Source organism: Dickeya lacustris, assembly GCF_029635795.1.
Taxonomy (GTDB): Bacteria; Pseudomonadota; Gammaproteobacteria; order Enterobacterales; family Enterobacteriaceae; genus Dickeya; species Dickeya lacustris.
This window is the reverse complement of sequence record NZ_CP114280.1, coordinates 664,001-689,253: the sequence shown is the minus strand read 5'-3', so window position 1 is coordinate 689,253 and position 25,253 is coordinate 664,001. Positions and strand designations below refer to the sequence as shown.

Annotated in this window: 23 protein-coding genes and 1 other annotated feature; of the genes, 13 read left to right on the top strand and 10 right to left on the bottom strand. The window is 48.5% G+C overall.

Translation table 11 applies throughout. The annotated features are described in order from the left end of the window. The first annotated feature begins 350 nt into the window (after positions 1 to 350). Both O1Q98_RS03105 and htpX read left to right on the top strand, forming a co-directional pair. Positions 351 to 2,504 (top strand): sensor domain-containing phosphodiesterase, encoded by a 2,154-nt coding sequence (locus O1Q98_RS03105; protein WP_125259268.1) that lies wholly within the window; start codon positions 351 to 353, stop codon positions 2,502 to 2,504. Positions 2,505 to 2,937: 433 nt separating this feature from the next. Next, on the top strand, positions 2,938 to 3,822 hold the full coding sequence (gene htpX, locus O1Q98_RS03100) for a protease HtpX (protein ID WP_125259275.1): 885 nt from the start codon (positions 2,938 to 2,940) through the stop codon (positions 3,820 to 3,822). A gap of 57 nt (positions 3,823 to 3,879) precedes the next feature. Here htpX and O1Q98_RS03095 read toward each other — a convergent pair whose 3' ends face one another. Next, complete coding sequence (locus O1Q98_RS03095) at positions 3,880 to 5,055, bottom strand: IS4 family transposase (RefSeq protein WP_278142860.1); 1,176 nt, start codon at positions 5,053 to 5,055, stop codon at positions 3,880 to 3,882. 352 nt (positions 5,056 to 5,407) lie between these two features. Here O1Q98_RS03095 and ogl point away from each other — a divergent pair, with 352 nt between their 5' ends. The 11 genes from ogl to ihfA all read left to right on the top strand — a co-directional run bounded on the left by ogl (position 5,408) and on the right by ihfA (position 15,464). After that, positions 5,408 to 6,574: an oligogalacturonate lyase gene (ogl, locus tag O1Q98_RS03090; protein ID WP_125259277.1), complete on the top strand. Its 1,167-nt coding sequence runs from the start codon at positions 5,408 to 5,410 to the stop codon at positions 6,572 to 6,574. 210 nt (positions 6,575 to 6,784) lie between these two features. Continuing rightward, a complete protein-coding gene (kdgR, locus tag O1Q98_RS03085) occupies positions 6,785 to 7,576 on the top strand; it encodes a DNA-binding transcriptional regulator KdgR (RefSeq protein WP_125259278.1) in 792 nt (263 codons plus the stop codon). A 172-nt stretch (positions 7,577 to 7,748) separates the two neighbouring features. Further along, positions 7,749 to 8,018: a YebO family protein gene (locus O1Q98_RS03080; protein ID WP_416232415.1), complete on the top strand. Its 270-nt coding sequence runs from the start codon at positions 7,749 to 7,751 to the stop codon at positions 8,016 to 8,018. Between the two features lie 216 nt (positions 8,019 to 8,234). Continuing rightward, a complete protein-coding gene (gene thrS, locus O1Q98_RS03075) occupies positions 8,235 to 10,163 on the top strand; it encodes a threonine--tRNA ligase (protein ID WP_125259280.1) in 1,929 nt (642 codons plus the stop codon). 3 nt (positions 10,164 to 10,166) lie between these two features. After that, positions 10,167 to 10,709: a translation initiation factor IF-3 gene (infC, locus tag O1Q98_RS03070; RefSeq protein WP_071604303.1), complete on the top strand. Its 543-nt coding sequence runs from the start codon at positions 10,167 to 10,169 to the stop codon at positions 10,707 to 10,709. 94 nt (positions 10,710 to 10,803) lie between these two features. Further along, positions 10,804 to 11,001, top strand: coding sequence for a 50S ribosomal protein L35 (gene rpmI / locus O1Q98_RS03065; protein ID WP_013318081.1), 198 nt, complete (start codon positions 10,804 to 10,806; stop codon positions 10,999 to 11,001). A 43-nt stretch (positions 11,002 to 11,044) separates the two neighbouring features. After that, entirely contained in the window at positions 11,045 to 11,401 is a 357-nt protein-coding gene (rplT, locus tag O1Q98_RS03060) for a 50S ribosomal protein L20 (protein ID WP_012769671.1), read from the top strand. A gap of 156 nt (positions 11,402 to 11,557) precedes the next feature. Further along, positions 11,558 to 11,681, top strand: a sequence feature (Phe leader region). Next, entirely contained in the window at positions 11,564 to 11,608 is a 45-nt protein-coding gene (gene pheM, locus O1Q98_RS03055; protein WP_152562850.1) for a pheST operon leader peptide PheM, read from the top strand. Its footprint overlaps the feature before it by 45 nt. 93 nt (positions 11,682 to 11,774) lie before the next feature. Further along, on the top strand, positions 11,775 to 12,758 hold the full coding sequence (pheS, locus tag O1Q98_RS03050; RefSeq protein ID WP_125259281.1) for a phenylalanine--tRNA ligase subunit alpha: 984 nt from the start codon (positions 11,775 to 11,777) through the stop codon (positions 12,756 to 12,758). 15 nt (positions 12,759 to 12,773) lie between these two features. After that, on the top strand, positions 12,774 to 15,161 hold the full coding sequence (gene pheT, locus O1Q98_RS03045; protein WP_125259282.1) for a phenylalanine--tRNA ligase subunit beta: 2,388 nt from the start codon (positions 12,774 to 12,776) through the stop codon (positions 15,159 to 15,161). Positions 15,162 to 15,164: 3 nt separating this feature from the next. Continuing rightward, positions 15,165 to 15,464 (top strand): integration host factor subunit alpha, encoded by a 300-nt coding sequence (gene ihfA / locus O1Q98_RS03040; RefSeq protein ID WP_035341598.1) that lies wholly within the window; start codon positions 15,165 to 15,167, stop codon positions 15,462 to 15,464. Positions 15,465 to 15,656: 192 nt separating this feature from the next. Here the strand turns inward: ihfA and O1Q98_RS03035 are convergent, their stop codons facing one another. The 9 genes from O1Q98_RS03035 to O1Q98_RS02995 form a co-directional block, all read right to left on the bottom strand. Further along, positions 15,657 to 16,019: a nitrous oxide-stimulated promoter family protein gene (locus tag O1Q98_RS03035; protein ID WP_125259283.1), complete on the bottom strand. Its 363-nt coding sequence runs from the start codon at positions 16,017 to 16,019 to the stop codon at positions 15,657 to 15,659. Between the two features lie 74 nt (positions 16,020 to 16,093). Beyond that, the gene (gene yddG, locus O1Q98_RS03030; protein WP_125259284.1) at positions 16,094 to 16,978 is read right to left on the bottom strand and encodes an aromatic amino acid DMT transporter YddG; all 885 of its coding nucleotides are present in this window, start codon (positions 16,976 to 16,978) and stop codon (positions 16,094 to 16,096) included. A gap of 143 nt (positions 16,979 to 17,121) precedes the next feature. Then, entirely contained in the window at positions 17,122 to 17,946 is an 825-nt protein-coding gene (nadE, locus tag O1Q98_RS03025) for an ammonia-dependent NAD(+) synthetase (protein WP_125259285.1), read from the bottom strand. 228 nt (positions 17,947 to 18,174) lie between these two features. After that, the gene (locus tag O1Q98_RS03020) at positions 18,175 to 19,566 is read right to left on the bottom strand and encodes an L-cystine transporter (RefSeq protein WP_125259286.1); all 1,392 of its coding nucleotides are present in this window, start codon (positions 19,564 to 19,566) and stop codon (positions 18,175 to 18,177) included. A 131-nt stretch (positions 19,567 to 19,697) separates the two neighbouring features. Then, positions 19,698 to 20,276, bottom strand: coding sequence for a metal-dependent hydrolase (locus O1Q98_RS03015; RefSeq protein WP_125259287.1), 579 nt, complete (start codon positions 20,274 to 20,276; stop codon positions 19,698 to 19,700). Between the two features lie 80 nt (positions 20,277 to 20,356). Then, positions 20,357 to 21,307 carry a pectin acetylesterase PaeX gene (paeX, locus tag O1Q98_RS03010; RefSeq protein ID WP_416232414.1) on the bottom strand — a complete coding sequence of 317 codons (951 nt, stop codon included), beginning with the start codon at positions 21,305 to 21,307 and terminating at the stop codon, positions 20,357 to 20,359. A gap of 515 nt (positions 21,308 to 21,822) precedes the next feature. Then, positions 21,823 to 22,557 carry an oligogalacturonate-specific porin KdgM family protein gene (locus O1Q98_RS03005; RefSeq protein ID WP_125259289.1) on the bottom strand — a complete coding sequence of 245 codons (735 nt, stop codon included), beginning with the start codon at positions 22,555 to 22,557 and terminating at the stop codon, positions 21,823 to 21,825. 253 nt (positions 22,558 to 22,810) lie between these two features. Then, the gene (locus O1Q98_RS03000; protein WP_125259290.1) at positions 22,811 to 24,103 is read right to left on the bottom strand and encodes an ABC transporter substrate-binding protein; all 1,293 of its coding nucleotides are present in this window, start codon (positions 24,101 to 24,103) and stop codon (positions 22,811 to 22,813) included. Positions 24,104 to 24,116: 13 nt separating this feature from the next. Next, positions 24,117 to 25,244, bottom strand: coding sequence for an ABC transporter ATP-binding protein (locus O1Q98_RS02995; protein ID WP_125259291.1), 1,128 nt, complete (start codon positions 25,242 to 25,244; stop codon positions 24,117 to 24,119). Positions 25,245 to 25,253 lie beyond the last annotated feature (9 nt).

Below are 25,253 nucleotides of genomic sequence, written 5' to 3'. Positions count from 1 at the left end.
AATAACGATCTATTAAGATAATTAACCACTTATCAGTGATGGTATTTCTGATAAAAATTAGGGAAACGTGGAAAATCTTGGTTTCGGGTCTTCCTCCTCGCTCGCATTTTGCTATTCTGTTGATGCTACCCGATAATTTGCATGATAAAAGATGTGGTCCCTGATGTGGGGAAGAGACTGAGCAAAGAGGGATAGTAGCCCGTTATCGTTTTAAATTTAATCGAAAGAGATCGATGGATTTTATTCGTCGATGATTTTTTTTGCGTGAAAAGTTACGGTAAGTGTGTCACGACAACCGGCTACAATTTTTTCTGACAGAAAAAACAATGGATAATGTGAGGGGAATCCCCATGAGTCAAGCCCCAGCCAATAAAGATGAGAAAAGCCGACTGGCCGCATTGAGCGAGTATGGCATCAGCAAACCCCTGTCTGATCCCGGCTTCGACAGTCTGATCAATCTGGCGGCTAACGTTTTTAACGTTCCTATTGTGCTGATCTCTCTGGTTGAAGCAGAACGGCAGTTGTTTGCAGCCAGTTTAGGTTTGTCAATCTGTGAAACGTCACGGGATGAATCGTTCTGCTCGCATGCCATTCTTAAAAAACGCATCATGGTCATCCCCGATGCGCGTAAAGATCTGCGCTTTAAAGACAACCCACTTGTCACCGGTGAGCCCAATATCCGTTTTTACGCTGGCATCCCGCTGCGCACGCCGAGCGGTTTTCCGATAGGTGCGCTTTGCATTATCGATAATAAGCCGCGAGCATCACTGAGTGCGCGAGACGCGCACAATTTGCAGGATTTTGCGGCGCTGGTTATGGATAAGCTGGAAATGCGTCGTCTGGAATTAGCGCGTCGTGCGAGTCAATCGCGCTTTGAGAGTATCGCTGAGTCCTCGCCTGATGCCATTTTATGTGTCAATGACAAAGGGACTATTACCTTTTGGAATGAGTCCGCAGAGAAAATGCTCGAATATACCCGCGAACAGATTCTGGGGGAGCATATCAGTATTATTGTACCCGATATGTTTGTGGTGCAGCTGCATCATCTGGCAACCGATAAAACGGCAATGTTCAAAGGGAGTTCTATCGAACTGGAAACCAGAACGATGCTTGGCACGCTCATTTCCACTGAGTTGACGGTATCGATGTGGCAGGATAATAACCAGACCCGTTATGGGATTATTCTTCGTGATATCACCGAAAGGCAACGCTACGAAGAGCGGTTATTCTTACAAGCGCATCGAGATCCGCTAACGGGTCTTGCTAATCGAACTTTGCTGACGTCCACTCTGGAGCAATTCCTGAAAAATGGCGAACCTACGGCCATCATGGCAATTGATTTGGATGGCTTTAAGGATATTAACGACAGTCTTGGCCATTCCAGCGGCGATGAGATTTTGGCAAGCGTAGCAAAGCGTTTACAGGACAATGTTGGCGTTGGCGATATGGTTGCCCGAATGGGGGGCGATGAGTTTGCCATACTGTTACCCAGACAAGACAATGAAGAACAGGTGGCGAGGCTTGCGGAAAAAATCATTCATGATATTTCGCAAGCCGTGCTGGTTGATGGCAAGCAAATTAATACCAGCGCCAGCATCGGTTTAGTGATGTATCCGGCACATGGGTTAACGGTGCAGGATTTACTGACCAGTGCCGATTTGGCCTTGTATCAAGCCAAAGCCGATGGCCGTAATTGCTACCGCTTTTTTACCCGTGAACTCAGGGAAGTCTTTCAGGCACGTCATGCATTCCAGCTTGAGTTTATTCGTGCCTATGAGCAAGAAGAGTTTGAGGTGTTTTATCAACCGCAAGTTAGCCTGATTAATAATAAGGTGGTCGGGGCGGAAGCGCTGTTACGCTGGCGTCATCCTTATAAAGGCTTATTGGGACCAGCGGCGTTTATGTTCGCGCTTGAGCGAGGCCCGTGGGCGGAACGGATTGGCGATTGGGTTGTGCGGACGGCTTGTCTACAAGCGGCAAAATGGTGTAAAGCAGGCGCGGGTGATTTTCGCATCAGTATCAATTTGTTTGCTGCTCAATTCCGCTCAGGCATGTTAGCGCAAAAGATTCAGGATGTGCTGTCCCTGACAGGGTTGTCACCCAGCGCGCTTGAGCTTGAAATTACTGAAAATATTATTTTGCGGCATGATGAAAATATGATGAAGCCGCTTAATGAATTGCGGTCAAATGGGATCGGCATAGCATTTGATGACTATGGTACCGGTTATGCTTCACTCAGTATGCTGAAACATTACCCTGTGACCCGGTTAAAAATCGACCAGACCTTTGTGCGAGCCATGTGCGAGTCAGCACCTGATGCGGCGATTGTCCGGGCGATATTGTATTTGGGTAAGAGTTTTGATCTGGATGTGATTGCTGAAGGGGTTGAGACCCAAGAACAGTGTGAAAGATTGCTGAATAAGGGCTGTGAACAGGCTCAAGGCTATCTGTTTGGCCGTCCGATGCCTGCAAGCGAATTTGAGCAGCTATTGGGGCTAAATTAATCCGCCCGCATTGATGTTTTTAGGTGGGTGATAGCTCGCAAAGCGAGTCTCTTCGCCGAGGCCAGTCAGCGTAGAATGTGGCGCAGATGTGATGCGGATATCCAGGAGACTGCGTTGTCTCTGCTTAGTCTCTGACAGAAAACAGTCGTTACATTAATTACAGCCCCTTACATTAAGGGGCAAGCGGTATGCAATAATTTTTCTCCGTCCTGCCTTGAGTTTCTCTTTCTACTATCATTTCTATTGGCATGTGCCGTCTGTGTTTCATGTTAAGGTTCTTTTTATTCGGTCTTTTACAATAAAAAATGTAAAGTTATGTTAATTTGGTAACATAAAGGTTACTAGGGCTTGAAAATAGGCATGCAACCCATACGATGTGATTGTTGCAATGACGTCGATTGCTTTTGCTAAAAAAAGAGGAAATCTTAATCATATGATGCGTATAGCGCTTTTTCTGCTCACCAATCTGGCCGTTATGTTGGTATTCGGGCTGGTGCTCAGTCTGACGGGCGTTCAGCACAACAGCATGATGGGATTAATTATCATGGCTGGTTTGTTCGGTTTTGGTGGTTCGATTGTTTCATTGTTGATGTCGAAGTGGATGGCGTTGCGTTCTGTCGGCGGAGAAGTTATTGAACAACCACGCAATGAAACGGAGCATTGGCTGTTAGAGACTGTGCGTGTGCAATCACAGCAAGTGGGGATTGCTATGCCGCAGGTCGCAATTTATCACGCTCCTGATATCAATGCGTTTGCCACCGGCGCACGTCGCGATAGCTCACTTGTCGCAGTCAGCACCGGATTGCTGCAAAGTATGAGTCGTGATGAAGCCGAGGCGGTTATCGCCCATGAAATCAGTCATATTGCTAATGGCGATATGGTAACGATGACCTTGGTTCAAGGTGTGGTGAATACTTTTGTTATCTTTATCTCCCGCGTGATCGCGCAAGTTGCCACCAGTTTCCTTTCTGGAAACCGCGATGATAGTGAAGAGAGTAGTAACGGTAATCCGCTAGTTTATATGGCAATTTCAATGGTGCTGGAACTGGTGTTCGGTATTCTTGCCAGCATCATTACGATGTGGTTCTCGCGTTACCGTGAGTTTCACGCGGATGCAGGTTCTGCCAAATTGGTTGGCCGTGAAAAAATGATTGCCGCGCTTCAGCGCTTGAAAACCAGCTATGAACCGCAGGAAGCCGGTAGCATGATGGCATTCTGTATCAACGGGAAATCGAAATCACTCAGTGAAATGTTCATGTCACATCCTCCGCTGGATAAGCGTATAGAAGCGCTGCGCACCGGAGAGTATCTCAAGTAATCATACCGTTTAATCTTACAAAGGCCCGTCAGGGCTGAGGGATCCCCAGAAACATCATTAATACACCATTATGATGTTTCGATAGGCCCTCGCCATATCGGCATATACCCTGTCGGGGTTCATCCCCGACAGGAGTCCCGGCGACTGCCGGATGACATTTTCACTCAAAGTCAGATACGACAGCACCCTGCGTGATTTCTCACTGCTCGCCTGAAACCATCTGTTTATTCCTTTACTTTCAAGGTAATAACCAGTCATCCACATAATGATGCTGTAGAGCGTGGCGATCAGGCAAAGCACCGATATCCGCTTTTCTCCCCGGCTTTTGCTTGCCCGTAGTCCCAGACCATAACGTTCACTTTTCTCATCCCTGAAGTTCTGCTCTATTTGCATACGGCGACTGTAAATTTTAACTATCCCGCGTGGCTTATATCCCATTAGGCTGGTAAAAAGCAGCCACGGTTCACGCGCGTTTTTACGGTACATCCTGTCTGTTTTGGGGTAATGCTGGCTGCTTTTCCTGCCCGTCGCCCGCTTATGCACGGTGTAGAAATGTCCCGGACAGTCACGACTGGCGTTGCGTGCCAGACGCCCGAACCCCAGATAGCGCGCCGTTGTTGATGACACAATATCCCGCGCCATCTGCCACTCTTCATCCCCTACGACCTGAAAATAGAGGCTGCCCCTGACTCGCCCGACAAAGTCCCAGCCCAGAGAGCGGATGTGGTGAAACCAGCCGCTGCGAAAGCCTGCATCGGTCACGATAATGACCTGCTTATCTTTGCCGATGGCGGCAGCCATCTGATCGAGAAAGGCATTTTGTACGGCAGAGTTGTGCTGGTAGCGGGAGGAAATGACTTTACTCATCAGAGGGATAGCTCTGCCATCACACAATAAGCTTGCCCTCAAAACACTGAGCTCTGATGAAGGATAGCCACTCCAGTCCACGGCAATGACACAAACTGAAAGGCTGTGTGTGAGGCGGGATACAAGCTGTTGGTAGACGGCGGGAATATCACTGAACATCAGGTCACTGTTGAGGTGCCGGTCAACACGCTTAATCTTGTGCTTAACACGTGCGGGGCCTGGCAGGTATCTGCCGATGCTGGTAAGAGAAAGCGAGGCACCACGCGTCAGGGCCACGGTCATATCGAGCAGGGCGTTTTTACGGTACTGATGAATGGAGTTCAGGGACTGGCTGAAAAATTTATGGCAAACTTGTGAAACAGGCATAGAGGAGTGACCTTACTTTTTGGTGGAACACTAAGTAGATCACAACCTTCTATGCCTGTCTTTATTTATGGGGAACCGTCAGCCCGTCAGGGCCTTTGTTTTTTCTCTCTTTTAACTATGCCCTCTGAGTATGTGCGAAATCAATTTCAGACAAAATAATCTTGCGCCAGAGCAAACAGACAGTGAAAAACGGCGGAATGTTTTATAAAATAAAACCACGATCACGGAAAAATGAAACATTGTTTCTACAATGCCGATATAACAATGGCGTTTCGCCGGGATGAAAAGATGAAAGGTTATCTTTACATCTGGCTGCGTCTGATTTTTCACGATAAGCGCTAAGGATTTACAGATGGCCAAAGGTAAAAAGCTTTCTTTCACGTTCCATTCCTACCAGGATTCCGTTACCGGCACCGAAGTCGTGCGCCTTACTCCTCCTGATGTCATCTGCCACCGTACCTATTTCTATCAGAAATGTTTTTCTAATGATGGTAGTAAGCTATTGTTTGGCGGTGCGTTTGATGGCCCATGGAACTATTACCTGTTAGATTTGAAAACTCAGCAGGCAACGCAGTTAACTGAAGGAACAGGTGACAATACGTTTGGCGGCTTCCTCTCTCCTGATGATGATGCGCTTTACTATGTGAAAAACGTGCGTAACTTAATGCGTGTTGATCTGAATACTCTGGAAGAGACGAACATTTATCAGGTACCTGATGAGTGGGTTGGCTACGGCACATGGGTTGCTAACTCTGATTGCACCAAAATGGTTGGCATCGAAATCAAAAAAGAGGACTGGCAACCGCTGACGGATTGGAAAAAATTCCAAGACTTTTACTTTACCAATCCTTGCTGCCGCCTGATTCGGATTGATCTGAAAACAGGTGAGGCCACGACTATTCTGCAAGAAAAACAGTGGTTGGGGCACCCGATTTATCGTCCTGGTGATGACAACACGGTAGCGTTCTGCCATGAAGGCCCACACGACCTGGTAGATGCGCGTATGTGGTTCATCAACGAAGATGGCACGAACATGCGTAAAGTGAAAGAGCATGCGCCGGGTGAAAGCTGTACTCACGAATTCTGGGTTCCGAATGGTTCCGCTCTGGCTTACGTTTCCTACCTAAAAGGCAGTACCAATCGTTTCATTTGTAGTGTTGACCCTGTCACGCTGGAAAATCGTCAGTTGACGGAAATGCCGCCTTGCTCACATTTGATGAGTAACTATGACGGTTCACTGATGGTCGGTGATGGGTGTAATGCACCGGTCGATGTTAAAGACGATGGTGGATATAAGATTGAAAATGATCCGTTCCTGTATGTCTTTAATATGAAAAGCGGTAAGCACTTCCAGGTCGCCCAACACAATACATCCTGGGCCGTGCTGGAAGGCGATCGTCAGGTGACGCATCCACATCCATCCTTTACACCTGATGATAAACAAATTCTGTTTACATCGGATGTTGATGGTAAACCCGCCTTGTATCTGGCTAAAGTGCCGGATTCCGTTTGGCAGTAACTCGTGTTGTAGCCGTCCCCATAAGGGGCGGCTTTTTTACTTTTATCATCAAATGATTAATTGGTCGGGCAGCGTTACAGGGAGCCGCGCATAGCCAGTTTAGTTGCGTGTAACAATGCCTGATTGCCATATTCAAAGCGTTCCCTTTATACTAAAACAACAGTTCTATTTTTTTTAAAACAAAAAAAACTTCGTAGGGTAACCACAAAAATGGCTATTGCAGATTTAGATAAGCAACCCGATTCCGTGTCATCTGTCTTAAAGGTCTTTGGCATTCTACAGGCATTAGGCGAAGAGCGTGAAATTGGTATTACGGAGCTTTCACAGCGCGTAATGATGTCTAAAAGTACCGTTTATCGTTTCCTTCAAACGATGAAGTCTCTGGGGTATGTGGCTCAGGAAGGCGAGTCAGAGAAGTATTCACTCACGCTGAAACTGTTCGAGCTTGGCGCTAAAGCGCTACAGAATGTTGACCTGATTCGCAGTGCAGACATTCAGATGCGTGAATTGTCAGCATTGACTCGTGAAACTATCCATCTTGGTGCGCTGGATGAGGATAGTATCGTCTATATTCACAAAATTGACTCTATGTATAACCTGCGCATGTATTCGCGCATCGGGCGGCGTAATCCGCTGCATAGTACCGCCATCGGGAAAGTGTTATTAGCGTGGCGCGATCGGGAGGAAGTCAAAGAGATTCTTGCTGAAGTCGATTTTAAGCGTAGTACACCGAAGACGATTGGCGGGACGGAGGAGCTATTACCTCAGCTCGATTTAGTTCGCCAGCAAGGATATGGTGAAGATAACGAAGAGCAGGAAGAGGGACTTCGCTGTATTGCCGTTCCGGTATTCGATCGCTTCGGTGTCGTCATTGCCGGATTGAGCATCTCGTTTCCGACAATCCGCTTCTCGGAAGACAATAAGCATGAGTATGTCGCCACGCTGCATACTGCGGCAAGAAACATATCCGATCAAATGGGATACCATGATTACCCATTTTAACGGGATCCGTTGCTCTGAAAAGCCTGTCTTCATGACGGGCTTTTTTACGAAAAGAGCACAATGCTTGCCGGATACATGCCTTGGTATCGAATTATCCCGTTAGTCAGTGCTAGAATGCGCGCCTCAGTGAAGTTAAGTACGGATTTTGGACATGAGTAGTTTTGCTTCAAACATGCTGGAAGTGGTTTTTGTCGCACTGATTGTGCTGCTGGTCATTCTGGTCTGGTTTTTCATCAATCGGGCCAGTGTGAGAGCGAATGAGCAGATTCGTTTATTGCATGACATTGTCGAACAGCAGAAACAGCAAATTGCTCTGCTGCAAGCTTTGTTGCCTCCAGCAGAAACACAACAACCAGAGGCACAGCCTGTTGCTGAACCCGAGCCTGAGCCTGTCGATACTGAAGTGAATGCATTATTTAAAGATATGATTCCAGAGCGTTGATTGGCATCATGACAAGCATGGTGCTACTCTACGCCGTCAGCTGAAAAAGAGGGTGCTAACCAATTAATGGCTATCTCTCATTTTTGCCTGAGCACAGGGGGAATTGATTTAACAATTGTGGGTTAAATCCTTTTCCACCGACCATTCAAATTAAACAAGATTATCTTTTGCACGTGATCTTTCGTGTGGGTCACCACTGCAAATAAGGGAATTAACATGCCTGTTATTACGCTTCCAGATGGCAGTCAACGTCATTATGACCACGCTGTCTCTCCGCTTGACGTCGCACTTGATATTGGCCCCGGTCTGGCGAAAGCCTGCATTGCTGGTCGAGTGAATGGTGAGTTGGTTGATGCTGTCGATGTTATTGAGACCGATGCGCAACTTTCTATCATTACCGCCAAAGATGACGAGGGAATGGAGATTATTCGTCATTCCTGTGCTCACTTGTTGGGTCACGCTATCAAGCAACTGTGGCCGGATACCAAGATGGCGATTGGCCCGGTAATCGACAACGGTTTCTATTATGACGTAGATCTGGATCAGACCTTAACTCAGGACGATCTGGATGCGTTAGAAAAGCGGATGCATGAGCTGGCCGATAAAGACTACGATGTAATTAAGAAAAAAGTCAGCTGGCAGGAAGCGCGAGACACGTTTGTCGCGCGAGGCGAGAGCTATAAAGTTGCTATTCTGGATGAAAATATCAGCCGCGATGATAAACCCGGGCTATATCATCATGAAGAGTATATTGACATGTGCCGTGGGCCGCATGTGCCGAACATGCGTTTCTGCCACCATTTTAAGCTGCAAAAAACCTCGGGTGCTTACTGGCGTGGCGACAGTAAAAACAAAATGTTGCAGCGTATATATGGCACAGCATGGGCAGATAAAAAGCAGCTTGGTGCATATTTGCAGCGTCTTGAAGAAGCAGCCAAGCGCGATCACCGTAAAATAGGTAAACAACTCGACCTGTACCATATGCAGGAAGAAGCGCCTGGTATGGTGTTCTGGCACAATGATGGTTGGACGATTTTCCGCGAACTGGAAGCCTTTGTGCGTATGAAGCTCAAAGAGTACCAGTATCAGGAAGTTAAAGGGCCATTCATGATGGACCGTGTGCTGTGGGAAAGAACAGGGCACTGGGAAAACTATAAAGAAGCGATGTTCACTACATCGTCTGAAAACCGTGAATACTGCATTAAGCCGATGAACTGCCCAGGTCATGTGCAGATTTTCAACCAAGGGTTGAAATCCTACCGTGATTTGCCGCTGCGTATGGCGGAGTTTGGTAGTTGCCACCGAAATGAGCCGTCTGGCTCACTGCATGGCTTGATGCGTGTGCGTGGCTTTACGCAGGATGACGCCCATATCTTCTGTACCGAAGAGCAGGTTCGCAATGAAGTGAACAGCTGTATTCGCATGGTGTACGACATGTACAGCACCTTCGGTTTTGAGAAAATCGTCGTGAAACTGTCCACACGGCCTGAAAAACGTATCGGCAGTGACGATCTGTGGGATCGGGCAGAAGAAGATTTGGCGGCAGCGTTGACAGAAAACGGTATTCCGTTTGAGTATCAACCGGGGGAAGGGGCATTTTATGGCCCTAAAATCGAGTTTACCCTGCATGATTGTTTGGATCGTGCGTGGCAATGTGGTACGGTGCAGCTCGATTTCTCTCTACCAGGCCGTTTGAGTGCGTCCTATGTAGGCGAGAATAACGAACGCCAGGTTCCGGTTATGATCCATCGCGCTATTTTAGGGTCGATGGAGCGTTTCATTGGTATCCTGACCGAAGAGTTTGCCGGTTTCTTCCCAACATGGCTGGCTCCGGTACAGGCGGTGGTGATGAATATTACTGATGGTCAGTCAGAATATGTCACCGAATTGACAAGAAAATTGCAAGATGCGGGTATTCGTGTCAAAGCGGACTTGAGAAATGAGAAGATAGGCTTTAAAATCCGCGAGCACACTTTACGGCGTGTTCCCTATATGCTTGTTTGTGGTGATAAAGAGGTTGAGGCAGGTAAAGTCGCTGTCCGCACTCGCCGAGGCAAGGATTTGGGAAGCTTAGACGTCAGTGAAGTAATCACGAAGCTGCAAGAAGAGATTCGCAGCCGTAGTCTTCATCAGTTGGAGGAATAAGGTATTAAAGGCGGAAAACGAGTTCAACCGGCGCGTCCTAATCGCATCAACAGAGAAATTCGCGCACAAGAGGTACGTCTGACGGGTGTTGATGGCGAACAGATTGGTATTGTGAGCCTGAATGAAGCGTTAGAAAAAGCTGAGGAAGCAGGTGTTGATTTAGTTGAAATCAGCCCGAACGCCGAGCCGCCGGTTTGCCGAATCATGGATTACGGCAAGTTCCTCTATGAGAAGAGTAAGGCCACCAAAGAACAGAAGAAGAAGCAAAAAGTTATTCAGGTTAAGGAAATCAAATTCCGTCCTGGTACCGATGATGGCGACTATCAGGTCAAACTACGCAACCTGATTCGCTTTCTGGAAGATGGTGATAAAGCCAAGATCACGCTGCGTTTCCGTGGCCGTGAAATGGCGCACCAACAGATTGGTATCGAAATGCTTAACCGCATTCGTGACGATCTGAATGAATTGTCTGTCGTCGAGTCGTTCCCTACCAAGATCGAAGGGCGTCAGATGATTATGGTGCTGGCACCGAAGAAGAAACAGTAAGGCATCCAAGTAATTCTCTCTGCACGGTCTTATACCGTGCAGTGGAATTCGCCTTGTCTGATTCATTGTTTAACAATGCGAAGTGGAAATAATAATGCCAAAGATTAAAACAGTACGTGGCGCCGCTAAACGCTTCAAAAAAACTGCCAGCGGCGGTTTTAAGCGTAAGCATGCTAACCTGCGTCATATTCTGACCAAAAAAGCGACTAAGCGTAAACGTCATCTGCGTCCGAAAGGCATGGTCTCCAAAGGAGATCTGGGCCTGGTAGCAGCATGTCTGCCTTACGCATAAGTAACCTTTTTTTAACTCAGAATAAGACTTTAGGAGAGAGCATATGGCTCGCGTAAAACGTGGTGTGGTTGCTCGTGCACGTCACAAAAAGATCCTGAAACAAGCGAAAGGTTACTACGGTGCCCGTTCGCGCGTTTATCGTGTTGCCTTCCAGGCAGTAATCAAAGCTGGTCAATACGCTTACCGTGACCGTCGTCAGCGTAAGCGTCAGTTCCGCCAGCTGTGGATTGCACGTATCAATGCAGCAGCCCGCCAGAATGGCTTGTCTTACAGCAAATTCATCAATGGCCTGAAAAAAGCCTCCGTTGAAATCGACCGTAAGATTCTGGCTGACATCGCCGTATTCGACAAAGTGGCCTTCAGCGCACTAGTTGAGAAAGCGAAATCAGCTCTGGCGTAAGTCAGATGAAAGAGGGAGCTTGCTCCCTCTTTTCGTCTCAACTGACTGTCGAATATGGATTATGCCCCATAATTGTTGATGAAAAGCTTTTAGAGCGGGCAAGATTGGTATATTGTCAGCACGTTAGCATAATTACTCTGGCAACGATAAGGTAACGCAAGTATGTACGCTGCTATTTTCCGTTTCTTTTTTTACTTTAGCGCCTGAATCTCGGGGCTTTGCGCGTAAGAAAAGAAACGAAAAGTAGCGCCTAAGCCTCCCTCGTGGAGGCTTTTTTATTGGATTAACGCCTGTTTTAGGCGTTTGGCGTGACTGAGAACCGTATCTTTCCAATCATGATTGTCGGCCGCACAGGCAGAAGAAGAGGAATGCAATGCAACATCTCGCAGAACTGGTTGCACAAGCCAGAACAGCCATAGAACAAGCCGGGGACGTTAGCGCGCTGGAAACGGTGCGCGTTGAGTTTCTGGGCAAGAAAGGTCATTTAACCCTACAGATGACCTCGCTGCGTGACCTGCCTGCTGAAGAGCGTCCTGCCGCAGGGGCCGTCATCAATCAGGCAAAGCAGGAAGTACAGGATGCGCTGAATACGCGTAAGCAGGTGCTGGAGAGTGCCGAGTTGAATGCGCGTCTGTCCGCCGAAACCATTGATGTTTCTTTACCAGGAAGAACGATTGAAAATGGTGGTTTGCATCCAATTACCCGCACCATTGATCGCATAGAAACCTTCTTTGGCGAGCTGGGCTTTTCTGTGGCGTCAGGCCCGGAAATCGAAGATGACTACCATAATTTCGATGCACTGAATATTCCAGGCCATCACCCGGCTCGCGCCGATCATGATACGTTTTGGTTCGACGCAACACGTTTGCTGCGTACTCAGACTTCCGGTGTGCAGATTCGCACCATGAAGCAACAGCAACCGCCAATCCGTATTATCGCGCCAGGGCGTGTCTACCGTAATGATTACGATCAGACGCATACTCCAATGTTCCACCAGATGGAAGGGCTGATCGTTGATAAGAATGTCAGCTTCACCAACCTGAAAGGAACGTTGCACGATTTCCTGCGTAATTTCTTTGAGGAAGATTTGCAAGTTCGTTTCCGTCCGTCTTATTTCCCGTTTACTGAGCCTTCGGCAGAAGTGGATGTGATGGGGAAAAACGGTAAATGGCTTGAGGTGTTGGGCTGCGGCATGGTGCATCCAAACGTGTTGCGTAATGTCGGTATCGACCCGGAAGTCTATTCTGGTTTTGCATTCGGTATGGGGATGGAACGTCTGACCATGCTGCGCTACGGCGTGACCGATTTGCGCGCCTTCTTCGAAAACGATTTACGCTTCCTCAAACAGTTTAAATAAGGCAGGAATATCAAGATGAAATTCAGTGAACTCTGGTTACGGGAATGGGTTAACCCAGCTATCAGCAGCGAAGCCTTATCTGAACAAATCACGATGGCTGGTTTGGAAGTGGATGGCGTTGAGCCCGTTGCTGGCGCATTTCACGGCGTTGTGGTGGGCGAAGTGGTGCAGTGCGCTCAACACCCTAATGCAGACAAATTGCGTGTTACCAAGATTGATGTCGGCGGCGAGCGCTTGCTGGACATCGTATGCGGCGCGCCAAACTGCCGTCAGGGCCTGAAAGTCGCGGTAGCGACGGTGGGTGCGGTGCTGCCGGGTGATTTTAAAATCAAGGCGGCGAAACTGCGTGGCGAGCCGTCTGAAGGGATGTTGTGTTCATTTTCTGAACTGGGCATTACCGACGATCACAGCGGCATTATCGAGTTACCGGCGGACGCGCCGCTGGGGACAGATATTCGTGAATACCTGAAACTTGATGATAATACTATTGAAATCAGTGTGACGCCGAATCGTGCCGATTGCTTAGGGATTGCCGGCGTGGCGCGAGATGTGGCGGTATTAAACAGCCTGCCGCTGAATGTGCCGGTAATAGAGCCGGTTATTGCAACCATCGATGAGCGTTTTCCGATTCGCATTGAGGCGCCGCAGGCGTGCCCGCGTTATTTGGGCCGGGTGGTAAAAGGTATTAATGTCAACGCGGCTACACCGCTCTGGATGCGTGAGAAACTGCGTCGTTGTGGTATCCGTTCTATCGATCCGGTTGTGGATGTGACTAACTATGTGTTGCTGGAGCTGGGTCAGCCAATGCATGCGTTTGACCTTGAGCGGTTGGACGGCGGGATTGTGGTACGCATGGCGCAGGAGGGTGAAACGTTGCGCCTGCTCGATGGTAATGACGCGACCCTAAGTGCCGATACGCTGGTGATAGCCGATCACCAAAAAGCGCTGGCAATGGGGGGCATTTTTGGTGGTGAGCACTCGGGTGTGAATGGCGAAACACAGAATGTACTACTGGAATGCGCCTATTTTAATCCATTGTCTATCACTGGGCGTGCGCGTCGTTATGGTCTGCATACCGATGCATCACATCGCTATGAGCGCGGTGTTGACCCGACATTACAGTTCCAGGCGATGGAACGTGCGACGCGCCTGTTGCTGGATATTTGCGGTGGTGAGGCAGGCCCGGTGGTGGATGTCACTCATGATGCGCATTTACCGGTTCGCCCGACAATCGCCCTGCGTCGTAGCAAACTTGATAGTTTGATTGGTCATGTCGTTGCGGATGATAAGGTTAGCGACATTCTGCATCGCCTTGGTTGTCAGGTGGAAAAAACCGCTGAAGGCTGGCAGGCAATAGCGCCAGGCTGGCGTTTTGATATGGCAATTGAGGAAGATTTGGTTGAAGAAGTCGCCCGTATTTACGGTTATGACAATATTCCGAACATTCCGACTCAAGCTCCGCTTAAAATGACACAGCATCGCGAGGCAAGTTTGTCACTTAAGCGTGTGAAAACGTTACTGGTTGACCACGGTTTTCAGGAGGCCATCACATACAGTTTCGTTGATCCGAAAGTACAATCGTTGATTCATCCGGGAGAAGAAGCGCTGATTCTGCCAAGTCCGATATCGGTAGAAATGTCAGCCATGCGCTTGTCGCTTTGGAGTGGGTTATTGTCTGCGGTGGTATACAACCAAAATCGTCAACAAAGTCGCCTGCGTTTGTTCGAAAGCGGCCTGCGTTTCGTGCCAGATTCACAGGCGGATTTAGGCGTTCGGCAGGAGACAATGCTGGCAGGTGTCATTACCGGTACGCGTTATGAAGAGCACTGGGACCTGGCCCGTCAGGCTGTTGACTTCTTTGATTTAAAAGGCGATTTAGAAGCTGTTTTAGCGTTAACCGGGAAGTTGTCTGCGGTAGAGTTTCGTGCCGAGGTTCATCCGGCGTTACACCCGGGGCAGAGTGCCGCAATTTATCTGGCGGGTGAGTGTATTGGTTTCATCGGTGTTATCCACCCTGAACTCGAACGCAAACTCGATTTAAATGGCCGTACGGTGGTGTTTGAAGTTCGGTGGGATGCCCTTGCAGAGCGTGAATTGCCTGAGGCTGAAGAGGTGTCGCGTTTCCCGGCTAACCGCCGTGATATTGCCGTTGTTGTGGCTGAAAATGTTCCTGCCGGAGATGTTTTGGCCGAATGCAAGAAAGTTGGCGCAAATCAGTTAGTTGGCGTAAACTTATTTGACGTGTACCGAGGTAAGGGCGTAGCTGAAGGGTATAAGAGTCTGGCTATCAGTCTGGTATTGCAGGATACCGCTCGTACACTGGCAGAAGAGGAAATTGCCGCTACCGTTGCACAATGCGTAGCAGCACTAAAACAGCGATTCCAAGCATCCTTGAGGGATTAACCTATGGCGCTTACTAAAGCTGAAATGTCTGAATACCTGTTTGAAAAGCTTGGGCTCAGCAAACGGGATGCCAAAGAGCTCGTCGAGTTGTTTTTTGAGGAAGTTCGTCGAGCTTTGGAAAACGGTGAGCAGGTCAAATTGTCGGGGTTTGGCAATTTTGATTTGCGAGACAAGAACCAGCGCCCGGGGCGTAACCCGAAAACCGGTGAAGATATTCCGATTACGGCGCGCCGTGTAGTGACGTTTCGACCAGGGCAGAAGTTGAAAAGTAGGGTAGAAAACGCGTCACCCAAAGTGTCTTGATTTACCAAAAAGGCCGCTAACGCGGCCTTTTTCTTGCCTGTATTAAGCCCCTCTCATCTCACCCTGCATAGCGTTAACACCGCCCTTATCGGTAAGGACACCAGCGATACAGGTTCAGACGCGTGATAAGGCGCGATAAGGTAAGTGCTGTGCTGAACGATAGGCGGTTTATCTGAAAAGGCATGGGGCGTGTTAATCATTACGCCTTGTCACACGCTGTCGCATCGGTCTGGCTGGCACAGGTTTTCTATCGTCTAACAGATGCCGAATTGCCAATATGGGGTGATGGAGTAGCATTCTGGGGCCGGCCCAGCGCATGATGACCTTGATAGCATCGCGTTTTGCCGGCTGGTAACAATGGATGGGGCACTGTTTACACGCCGGCTTTTCTTCGCCGTAGGGACATTTTGAGAGCCGATTAAAGGCGTAGTCACGCAGCGTGGTGTAATAGTTAACCTCATCAGCAGGTGCTGGAAATGCCCGCTCATAGAGAATGAGCATTGCCTGCACCGTGCGCATTTCCCGTTGAATGCGTTTGCCAGCAGAAAGAGTCATGATAGCGCTCCCATTGCAGGGTAAAAGAAATATTTTACACGCATCTTTTGGCTGAAACCTTGCGCTGGCGCGGATTAACGTGTCGTGCGTATTGCCAGCCAGCAGATAAGCGACCCTCCTGTTACCATCATCACTCCCTGCCAGAATGACGGGCCCGGCAGCGTGTGTAGCCATAACGCGGCGATGAGTGTCGTGAGTATCGGGGTGAAATAGGAGGCGGTTGCCAGTAAAGCCAAATTACCTTGCTGGATGCCCAAGTCCCAGGCCGCATAAGCCAGCGCGGTAGAACCGCCGATAAACAGCAATTCCAGTCCGGTTTGTAATGAGAAAACCAGCGGCATCGGTGAGCTAAACAGGTATTGCAACCAAAGAATGAGCGCAATAATGGTGAAGAAAACCGCGATTGCGCTTTTTCCTGCGCCAAAGCGACGGGAGATATTGCAATAGAGCGCCCAGACTAACGCGGCTATGAATGCCATGGCATAGGCTGGTGGGTTAGCGCTAATGTTCTGCCACATTAACGCGGGAGACCAGTCGCCATCGCCTTTGAGTATCCACAGAATACCCAGTACCGAGAGTACCAGGCCAGGCCATAACCCGAGACGGCTTTTTTGCTGATTAATAAACAGTGAAAATAAGATGGTTAGGCAAGGCCACAGGTAATTCACCATACCAAGCTCCATGGCCTGCATTCTGTTTTGTGCCAAACCAATCGATAGCGAGAAACAGATTTCGTAGCTGATGAAGCATACACCGCCGAGTAGCAGGTAAACCTTATCATGTGAGCGTAAGGACAGGCGGTGGCCAAATAGCATCAGGCTCAGGGCGCTGATGGTATAAATCATGGCGGAGCCGCCAAGCGGGCCGAGCGATTCGGTGAGGCTGCGTATAAGGCCGACAGAGGTGCTCCACAGTACAATGGCTAATAGTCCCGCCAGTGTGGCGCGGTGAGCGGTCATGATGTGCCTGCTAAATAACATGAATGTAAAGCAATCAATGTAAAAGAATAAATGTAAAGCAATAAATCTAAAGCAATAAATCTAAAACAATAAGGGAGCGTGTGCGGTAGGACTGGCCTTAAGCCGCACACAGACTGGCATGGTTAGCGCCAGAAATCATCAAAGACAGTAATCGGGGGGCGGCGTTTGTGTTCGGTTTTACGATACCAGCCTTCGATGACGGCGACGTCTAACAAGTCAAGCGACTTGCCTTCCAGATAGTCATCAATTTTTTCGTAGGTAACGCCTAACGCCATTTCATCAGGCAGCGACGGGCGGTTATCTTCCAGGTCGGCGGTCGGGGCTTTGGTGTAAAGATGAGAAGGGCAACCCAACAGCGCCAGCAACGCCTTGCCTTGACGTTTGTTCAGCCGAAAAATGGGATTGATATCCGTACCGCCATCACCGTATTTGGTGAAAAAACCCGTTACCGCTTCGGCGGCATGGTCGGTGCCAACCACCAGACCGGCATTCATACCGGCAATGCTGTACTGGGCTTTCATGCGCTCGCGGGCTTTTTCGTTACCTTTGATGAAATCCGACAATTCGATACCGATATCGCGCAGCGTCGCTTCGCTGGCATCGACGGCTGGCTTGATATTCACCGTTAAAACACGATCAGGCTGGATAAATGCGATGGCGTCCTGGCAGTCCTGCTCATCAGCTTGTACGCCGTATGGCAGCCTGACGGCAATGAATTGATAGTCTGTTTTTCCGGTTTCAGCGCGCAGCTCGTTGATGGCGGTCTGGCACAATTTTCCGGTCAGCGTCGAGTCTTGCCCACCGCTAATGCCCAACACCAGGCTTTTTATGAACGGGTGTGCTTTTAGATAATGCTTTAAAAAATCCACACTCACCCGAATTTCGTGTGCCGGGTCAATGGTGCTTTTCACACCGAGTGCCGCAATAATTTCTCTCTGTAGTGACATGTCGCCCTCTCCTGAAATGGTTGATGTAATAGCATAATTCTTCACATCGCCAGCGACTAAAGTTAATTCCGGCAGGGCAAAAGAACAAGCGAAAGCAGGGGATTTACAGCGAAACGGGGGCTTTTTCGCCAGCCGTGCATTCTATGACCTCTTCCGAGGCGAAATGCGCGGGGGATATTTCCCTGCCACAGCGGGAACTGCGGCAGGGGGATAGCATCATCGCGGCAATTATCGCGCGGTTAATGCGCTCTGATCGTCCTGATTGAAGATGTTCTTGTCCGTTTGCTTCAGCAATTGGCTGGTTATGGTGCCCGCTGTCATCGAGCCACTGACGTTAAGCGCTGTGCGCCCCATATCAATCAGCGGTTCAATGGAGATCAGCAGCGCGACCAGCGTAACCGGCAATCCCATGGCCGGTAGCACGATAAGCGCCGCAAAGGTCGCTCCGCCGCCCACACCGGCAACACCGGCAGAACTGATCGTGACAATACCGGCGAGCGTGGCTATCCACAGTGGGTCCCACGGGTTAATGCCGACTGTCGGTGCCACCATGACAGCCAGCATAGCGGGGTAGAGGCCGGCGCATCCATTCTGCCCGATAGTTGTACCAAACGAGGCAGCGAAGCTGGCTATCGACTCGGGTACGCCAATACGGCGCGTCTGCGCTTCGATATTGAGCGGAATGGTGGCAGCGCTGGAACGGCTGGTAAAAGCAAAACTTAATACCGGCCAGACCTTACGATAAAAACGCAGCGGATTAATGCCGGTAAGGGCCAGTAACACGCCATGGACGCCGAACATGAGTGCCAGTCCAATGTAAGAGGCGACGACAAACCCGCCGAGTTTGAGGATGTCTTGCAGGTTGGAACTTGCCACCATTTTAGTCATCAACGCCATCACGCCATAAGGTGTGAGACGCATCACCAGACGAACCAGTTTCATCACCCAGGATTGTAACGTTTCAATGGCAGTAATGACGCGCAAACCCTTTTCGGCATCGTCTTTTTGGAGCTGTAACGCCGCAACACCAAGAAAAGCGGCGAAAATCACGACGCTAATAATAGACGTCGGGTTTGCGCCGGTCAGGTCGGCAAAGGGATTTTTAGGAATAAATGACAGCAATAATTGCGGAACATTTAAATCGGCAACTTTGCCAATATAGCTGCTCTGGAGAGTAGACAGACGTGCATTCTCCTGCGCGCCTTGTACTAGCCCGGACGCGGTAAGCCCAAACAGATTTGTCACGATAATACCAATCAACGCCGCAATTAAGGTTGTCAGCAGTAAGGTTCCCAGTGACAGCAGGCTGATTTTCCCCAGCGAAGAGGCATTATGTAACCGGGCAACCGAGTTAAGAATGGAGACGAACACCAGGGGCATGACGATCATCTGCAACAGCTGGACATAACCATTACCGACAATGTTGAACCAGGCTATCGATTGTTTGATAACCGGATGATCGCCACCATAAATTAGATGTAAGACCAGACCGAACAGCACACCGACGACAAGCCCAAGCAACACCTTGCGTGAGAGGCTACTGTTCTGGCGACCGCTGTAGCCAAGAGCTATCAGCAGTACAGCAAAAATAATCACGTTGATTATCAGCGGAAAGTTCATCCCACTTCTCCTGTTTTAACAATAACGGCCACCACAGCATGACCGGCGCGTAGGATAGCAGGTCTTTTATGCCGATGTTATAGGGATGGAGAACATCAACCTGTGAAAATGGAATAAAAACCCTGGTTATGTCAGGGTAATAACACGTGCCGCAATTGCCATCCCCATTGCTGCGCACGTTTTATCGGATCGCTATGAGACCAGCTTTCCAGCAGTTGCTGGGGCTGCCATGCCATAAACAGAATCAAACTGATACATAACAAGCGCTCAAGTTGATTTCCTCTGGCGCTATTAAGTAACGGCAACCGGAAACGCCAGCGGCACGGCCATAACAGCGGGACTCCAGCCGGTGTCAGCATGTCTGCCATAATGTGGCTGAGATAGCCGATAACCATGGCGTGAGAGACATCAGCAGGTAATGGCCAGTGAACAGGGAGCTGGGTGCGAATAACATACACACCAGCCAGAATAGCCAGCAGGCTATGGGTAAAACCACGATGGCCACAGAGCCTGGATATTGGCCCCGAAATCCATTTCAGCCGCTGGCCCAGTACCGATCTTGGGTGATCAATGTCCGGTAACAGTGATGTTAGCAGGGCGGCGGGAATGATGTGCCACCAATCTCCCATCGCCAGCGCGGGGGATAATTCAGCCTTTTTAGCGAAGATGGCACTGGCAACGGCAAACAGGAGATGGCCTTCCGCAGTCATGAATTTTCTCAAAATGAACTGTTATTTTATACAGTTTAAAAGATTGCCATGAACTGCGAAAGAGATGACAGTGTAACGTATTATTTTTTATCTGATTGATTAGCTGAGTGTTTGTCTAATTGCAGAGATTTTATCCAGCTATCGACGAGTTGCGGCCAATGGGCTGCGGGTAATCCGGTCGTCCCTCGGATGCCAAAACCGTGTTTTCCCTGTGCAAATAAGTGAATCTCAGCGGGAATGCGGTTGGCTCTTAAGGCCGCGAGCATGGCCAGGCTGTTATCCACGGCAACGGAAGGATCGTCGATTGCATGGGTGAGAAACGTGGGCGGCGTGTCTCTCGTGACCTGCTTTTCTGCCGAATAGCGCTCGATTTGCGCCTCACTAGGCTGGGAGCCTATTAACGCCGTGCGTGAACCTGCGTGTGCGATAGCGCCCTGCATAGAAATGACCGGATACATGAGCACCATAAAATCAGGGCGAGCGTTAACTTTGTCGATATCATCCTGCGCCGGGTATACCGTGCGATTAAAGCCGGTACCCAGGCTGGCGGCGACATGTCCACCGGCAGAAAATCCCATAATTCCGATACGCTGCGGGTCAATATGCCACTGTTCGGCTTGGCTGCGCAGCGTGCGTATTGCGCGTTGCGCATCGGCCAATGGCGCATCGGCCCCTTCCTGGTGGCCATCAGCAGGCATGCGATACGTCATCACAAATAAGGTATAGCCCTGCTGATTGAAGAAGGGGGCGAGATCGCTGCCTTCCTTATCCAGCACCACGCGTTGATAGGAGCCCCCTGGTGTGACCAGCACGGCTGTACCGTTCGGTTTTTCCGGCAGGTAAGCGGTGATTTCCGGGCGGCGTATACCGGTGACGGCGCGATCGGGCAGAGAAGGGTCTTTGCTGCGCTCGGTGGTCACTTGCTGGACTGACGATGTTATGGCCCCGGGCGCTTCGCCCTGTGGCCATATCGGAAAGATGATTTCGGCATGGGCAGCCTGATTAACCGATAATGCGAATAGAGCAGCCAATATCCTTTTTTGATGTATATTTCCACGCATAATATTCCACTCACTGATTTATAATCGAAGTCATCAACTCAGAACGAGATAGACCTAAAATAATTCGTATTCCGCGATGCATGTGCATGTTGTAGCCATCATACTCCTAGGGTGGGGATATTTAAAAAGCACACAATGACTAAATTGAGATGTCGATCAATGTTCAATTTCTCTATTTGTGAAAATTCATTTTTTACTTTCGCTGATCTCTGATGTTACATCTGCAATGTAGCAGCGTGTATGCCAGTGCTGAAAAGATGGGAATAAAAAAAGGGTAAACATTTCATCGAAGAGAATAAAATGTTTACCCAACATTGCGAATCATATCAATCCCGGCAAGGGATATGGACACAGAAATTAAAAAGACGAATTGATGGATTGGTTAATCTCCGTCAGGTATTAACCCAGATGTTCATATTATCATATTGCCGACAACATGTTCACCTATTTTGGCACCTTATTCAGGTGCCACGGACAGTGCAAGATTAGAAGCTGTATTGCACACCTACACGATAGCGGGTTTGACGCTCGTCGGTGTTTTTATCACCGGGGACGTTACCAATTGCCATATATGGCTTCCAGTTTTTATCAATTTTATATGCAAGTTTGACATCGTGTTCAAACTTGTAGTTTTCTTTATCGGACTGGAAGTAATTAGAACCAGCCTTGGTTGAGTGTTTATAATCCAGTTCATACTCGACAGAGTAATCTTTCAAGAAATTATAGGCAATGTTTGCCGTCAGGTTATAACCGCTTTCACTGGTATCTTTGGCTACACCATTAGTGACAGCTTTAATATTGCCACTCATGCGTTTAAAATAAGGGCGATAACGTAATGAAGCAGAGAGATCTTCGGTAATGTTTATTTTTCCACGCAGATATGGGCGATAGTTGTTTGCATTACTATCTGATTCTAAAGATAAACCTGGTTCGATGGAGAACATGTCATTAATTTTATACACGTAGCTGGCAACGACTTCGGTTCCATTACTGACTTGTTCATGAAATGGCTTGTTTGGGTTGTTATCACTGCCGGATTGAGCCCATTTGACTTCAGAAGATAATCCAAAGCCATTGGCAAAACGGTGAGAAATTAATAAACGGTCTTTATGCCCGACTTTAGCGTTATCTGTCATTTCGTGGCGGTAATCAACCGTCACCGCCATAGCATTGACGCTAACCAGAGAGGCAATAGCCAGAGATAATAATTTAATCTTCATTATGCTTTCCCTACATACCTAGATAAATAAAAGAATAAAAACAAATCGATGTGTTCTTATTGAACAAGTTCTATTTTATGGATTATTTAAATTTGTTTTGTGATCTTGATCGGCTGAAATCACAATAAATTCAAAATGATTTCAAATTGTGACGGTGATCGACAGAGTAATTCAATATGTTTCAATTTTAATAAAAAAGCCCCGCTGGGTAGCGGGGCTTAAAATAAACAACAAGCAAAAATTTATATTTTGATTACTCTTTCATCGCACGCTTCAGAATACGATCAGCCTGACGCTGGAAGTATTTTGCCGTTTCTTCAACGGATTTCTGGCCATAATCGATGTACTGAATAGAGTCACCGAACAGGGCAACAATCTGCGGATCATCAAAATAAGGTGATGTTTTGGCTTCATGCGGTAAAGACAGCGCCAGATTCAGGCCGGCAACAGAAGGATCGCTATCTTTAATGACACCGTCTGCACGCAATTGCGCCACCGCTGATTTACTAAGCGGTACGCCACGCTCCAGACCTAGCGCTTCAACGCCTTCCTTACTGTTCAGCAGGTAGTTGATCAACATAGCCGCTTCTTTCGGATGTTTACTGGATTTACCGATAGAAAGCATCTGTGCAGGTTTAAAGAACAAGCCTGCTTCTTTCGCACCTTGCAGCATTGGATAAGAACCTAACTCCAATTTTGCCGGCGGTTGCAAGTTGTCTGAGTATTTGGTGATCGTTGAGTTCCACATGTAAGTGCCGCCCCAGTCACCGGTGATCCAGGGTTTCATTTCATACATGTTGCTCTTGCCGAACGAGGCATAATATTTCGCAGACGGCATGACATGAGCATCAACCAGTTTTTTATAAGTCTGGAAGAATTCGACCCATTGCTCGTCCGTATAAGAGAATTTCTTATTCTTCTCGTCTACGGCCGGAATGTTATATTTCTGCACCATGTAGGAATTCAGCAGAGCCAGTGAATCCTGGTGTTCTAACACCAGCGGATAGAATTGGTCTCCCAATTTTTCCTTAAACACTTTACCGGCGTTCTGTAATTCATCCCAGTTTTTCGGGTAGCTTAAACCGGCTTTTTTCCAGGTCTCAGTGTTGAAATAAAACACACGAGCGGTAACAGAAATCGGAATGCCGTTCAGTTTGCCATCAACAGTCGTGCCTTGCAGTTCTTTGGCGTCAAACTGGCTCAGATCCAACACATCTTTCACTTTGTTGAGATCATAAAAACCGTCGCCTGTTCTGGAGAATATCGGCAACCAGTTCCAGTTTGTCTGCATCACGTCAGGTTCGGTGTTACCGGCAATCTGCGTTGTCAAACGAGAAAGGTGGCCATCCCAGCCGGTGTATTCCGCTTTTACCTTGATGTTTGGATATTTTTTCTGGAACTCTTCAATGGCTTTCAGCGTAACCTGGTGGCGGCCATTACCGCCCCACCATGACATACGCAGATCAACCTGCTCTTCGGCAAAAGCTGAATGAGCCATTACAGCCAGAGATGAAGCAATTAACGCGCGTAGGATTACTTTTTTCATCGGTTTACTCCTGTTAAAGAGAAATATTTTGTTCTGTTTTTGCATCAAAGATATGGCATTTATCCATATCAAACTGGAAATACACTTGGCGGTTAAGTCCATTATTAATAATAGCCCGTGCCTCATCCGAAGGCATACGGCTGGTTAATTCAAAGTTGTTGACTTTGATGTACATAAAGAACTCATGGCCCATGTTCTCAGCACGAACCAGCTCGCCCTGGAAGTGGTCGCCTTCAAACGGTGTTTCCGACACAGTGACATATTCCGGTCTAACGCCAAAACAGATCTCTTTGCCAACGTAATCACGGACTTTGTCCTGTTTGCTTTGGTTGAGGCTCATCGCATATTCGCCAACCTGCAGATGTATTTGCCCATTCTCTTGCAGTAATTTACCTGCTTTGATGTTCATTTCCGGTGCGCCGATAAAGCCTGCGACGAACATATTTTTCGGGAAGTGATAGAGATTATCCGGCGTATCGACCTGCATGATGTGGCCGAGCTTCATCACACAGATACGGTCGCCCATGGTCATGGCTTCAGTCTGGTCATGTGTGACGTAAACGCTGGTTGCCGGATGGCCGCTTTTCTTCAACTGTTTATGCAGATCGGAAATACGGATACGCATTGAGGCACGCAGTTTGGCATCCAGGTTAGACAGCGGTTCGTCGAACAGGAAGACATCCGGTTTTTTCACAATCGCGCGGCCTACTGCCACACGTTGTGCCTGGCCCCCTGACAACTGGCGCGGCAGACGATCCATCAATTCTTCCAGTTCCAGAATCTTAGCCGCTTCGTTAACCTGAGCGTCGATTTTTTCTTTTGGCATCTTGCTGAGTTTCAGGCCAAATGCCAGGTTTTCACGCACGGTCATGTGTGGGTAGAGCGCATAGTTTTGGAACACCATGGCAATACCGCGATCCTTCGGCGCGAGGTTGTTTACAATTTTCTCGCCGATACGGACTTCACCACCACTGATGGTTTCCAGACCTGCCAACATACGCAGGGTGGTGGATTTGGCACAGCCGGACGGGCCGACAATGACCATAAACTCACCATCTTTGATCGTCAGGTTGATACCGTGTACGGCTTTGAAACCGTTGGAGTAGACTTTTTCCAGTTTGTTGAAAATAACTTCAGCCATGATAAATCC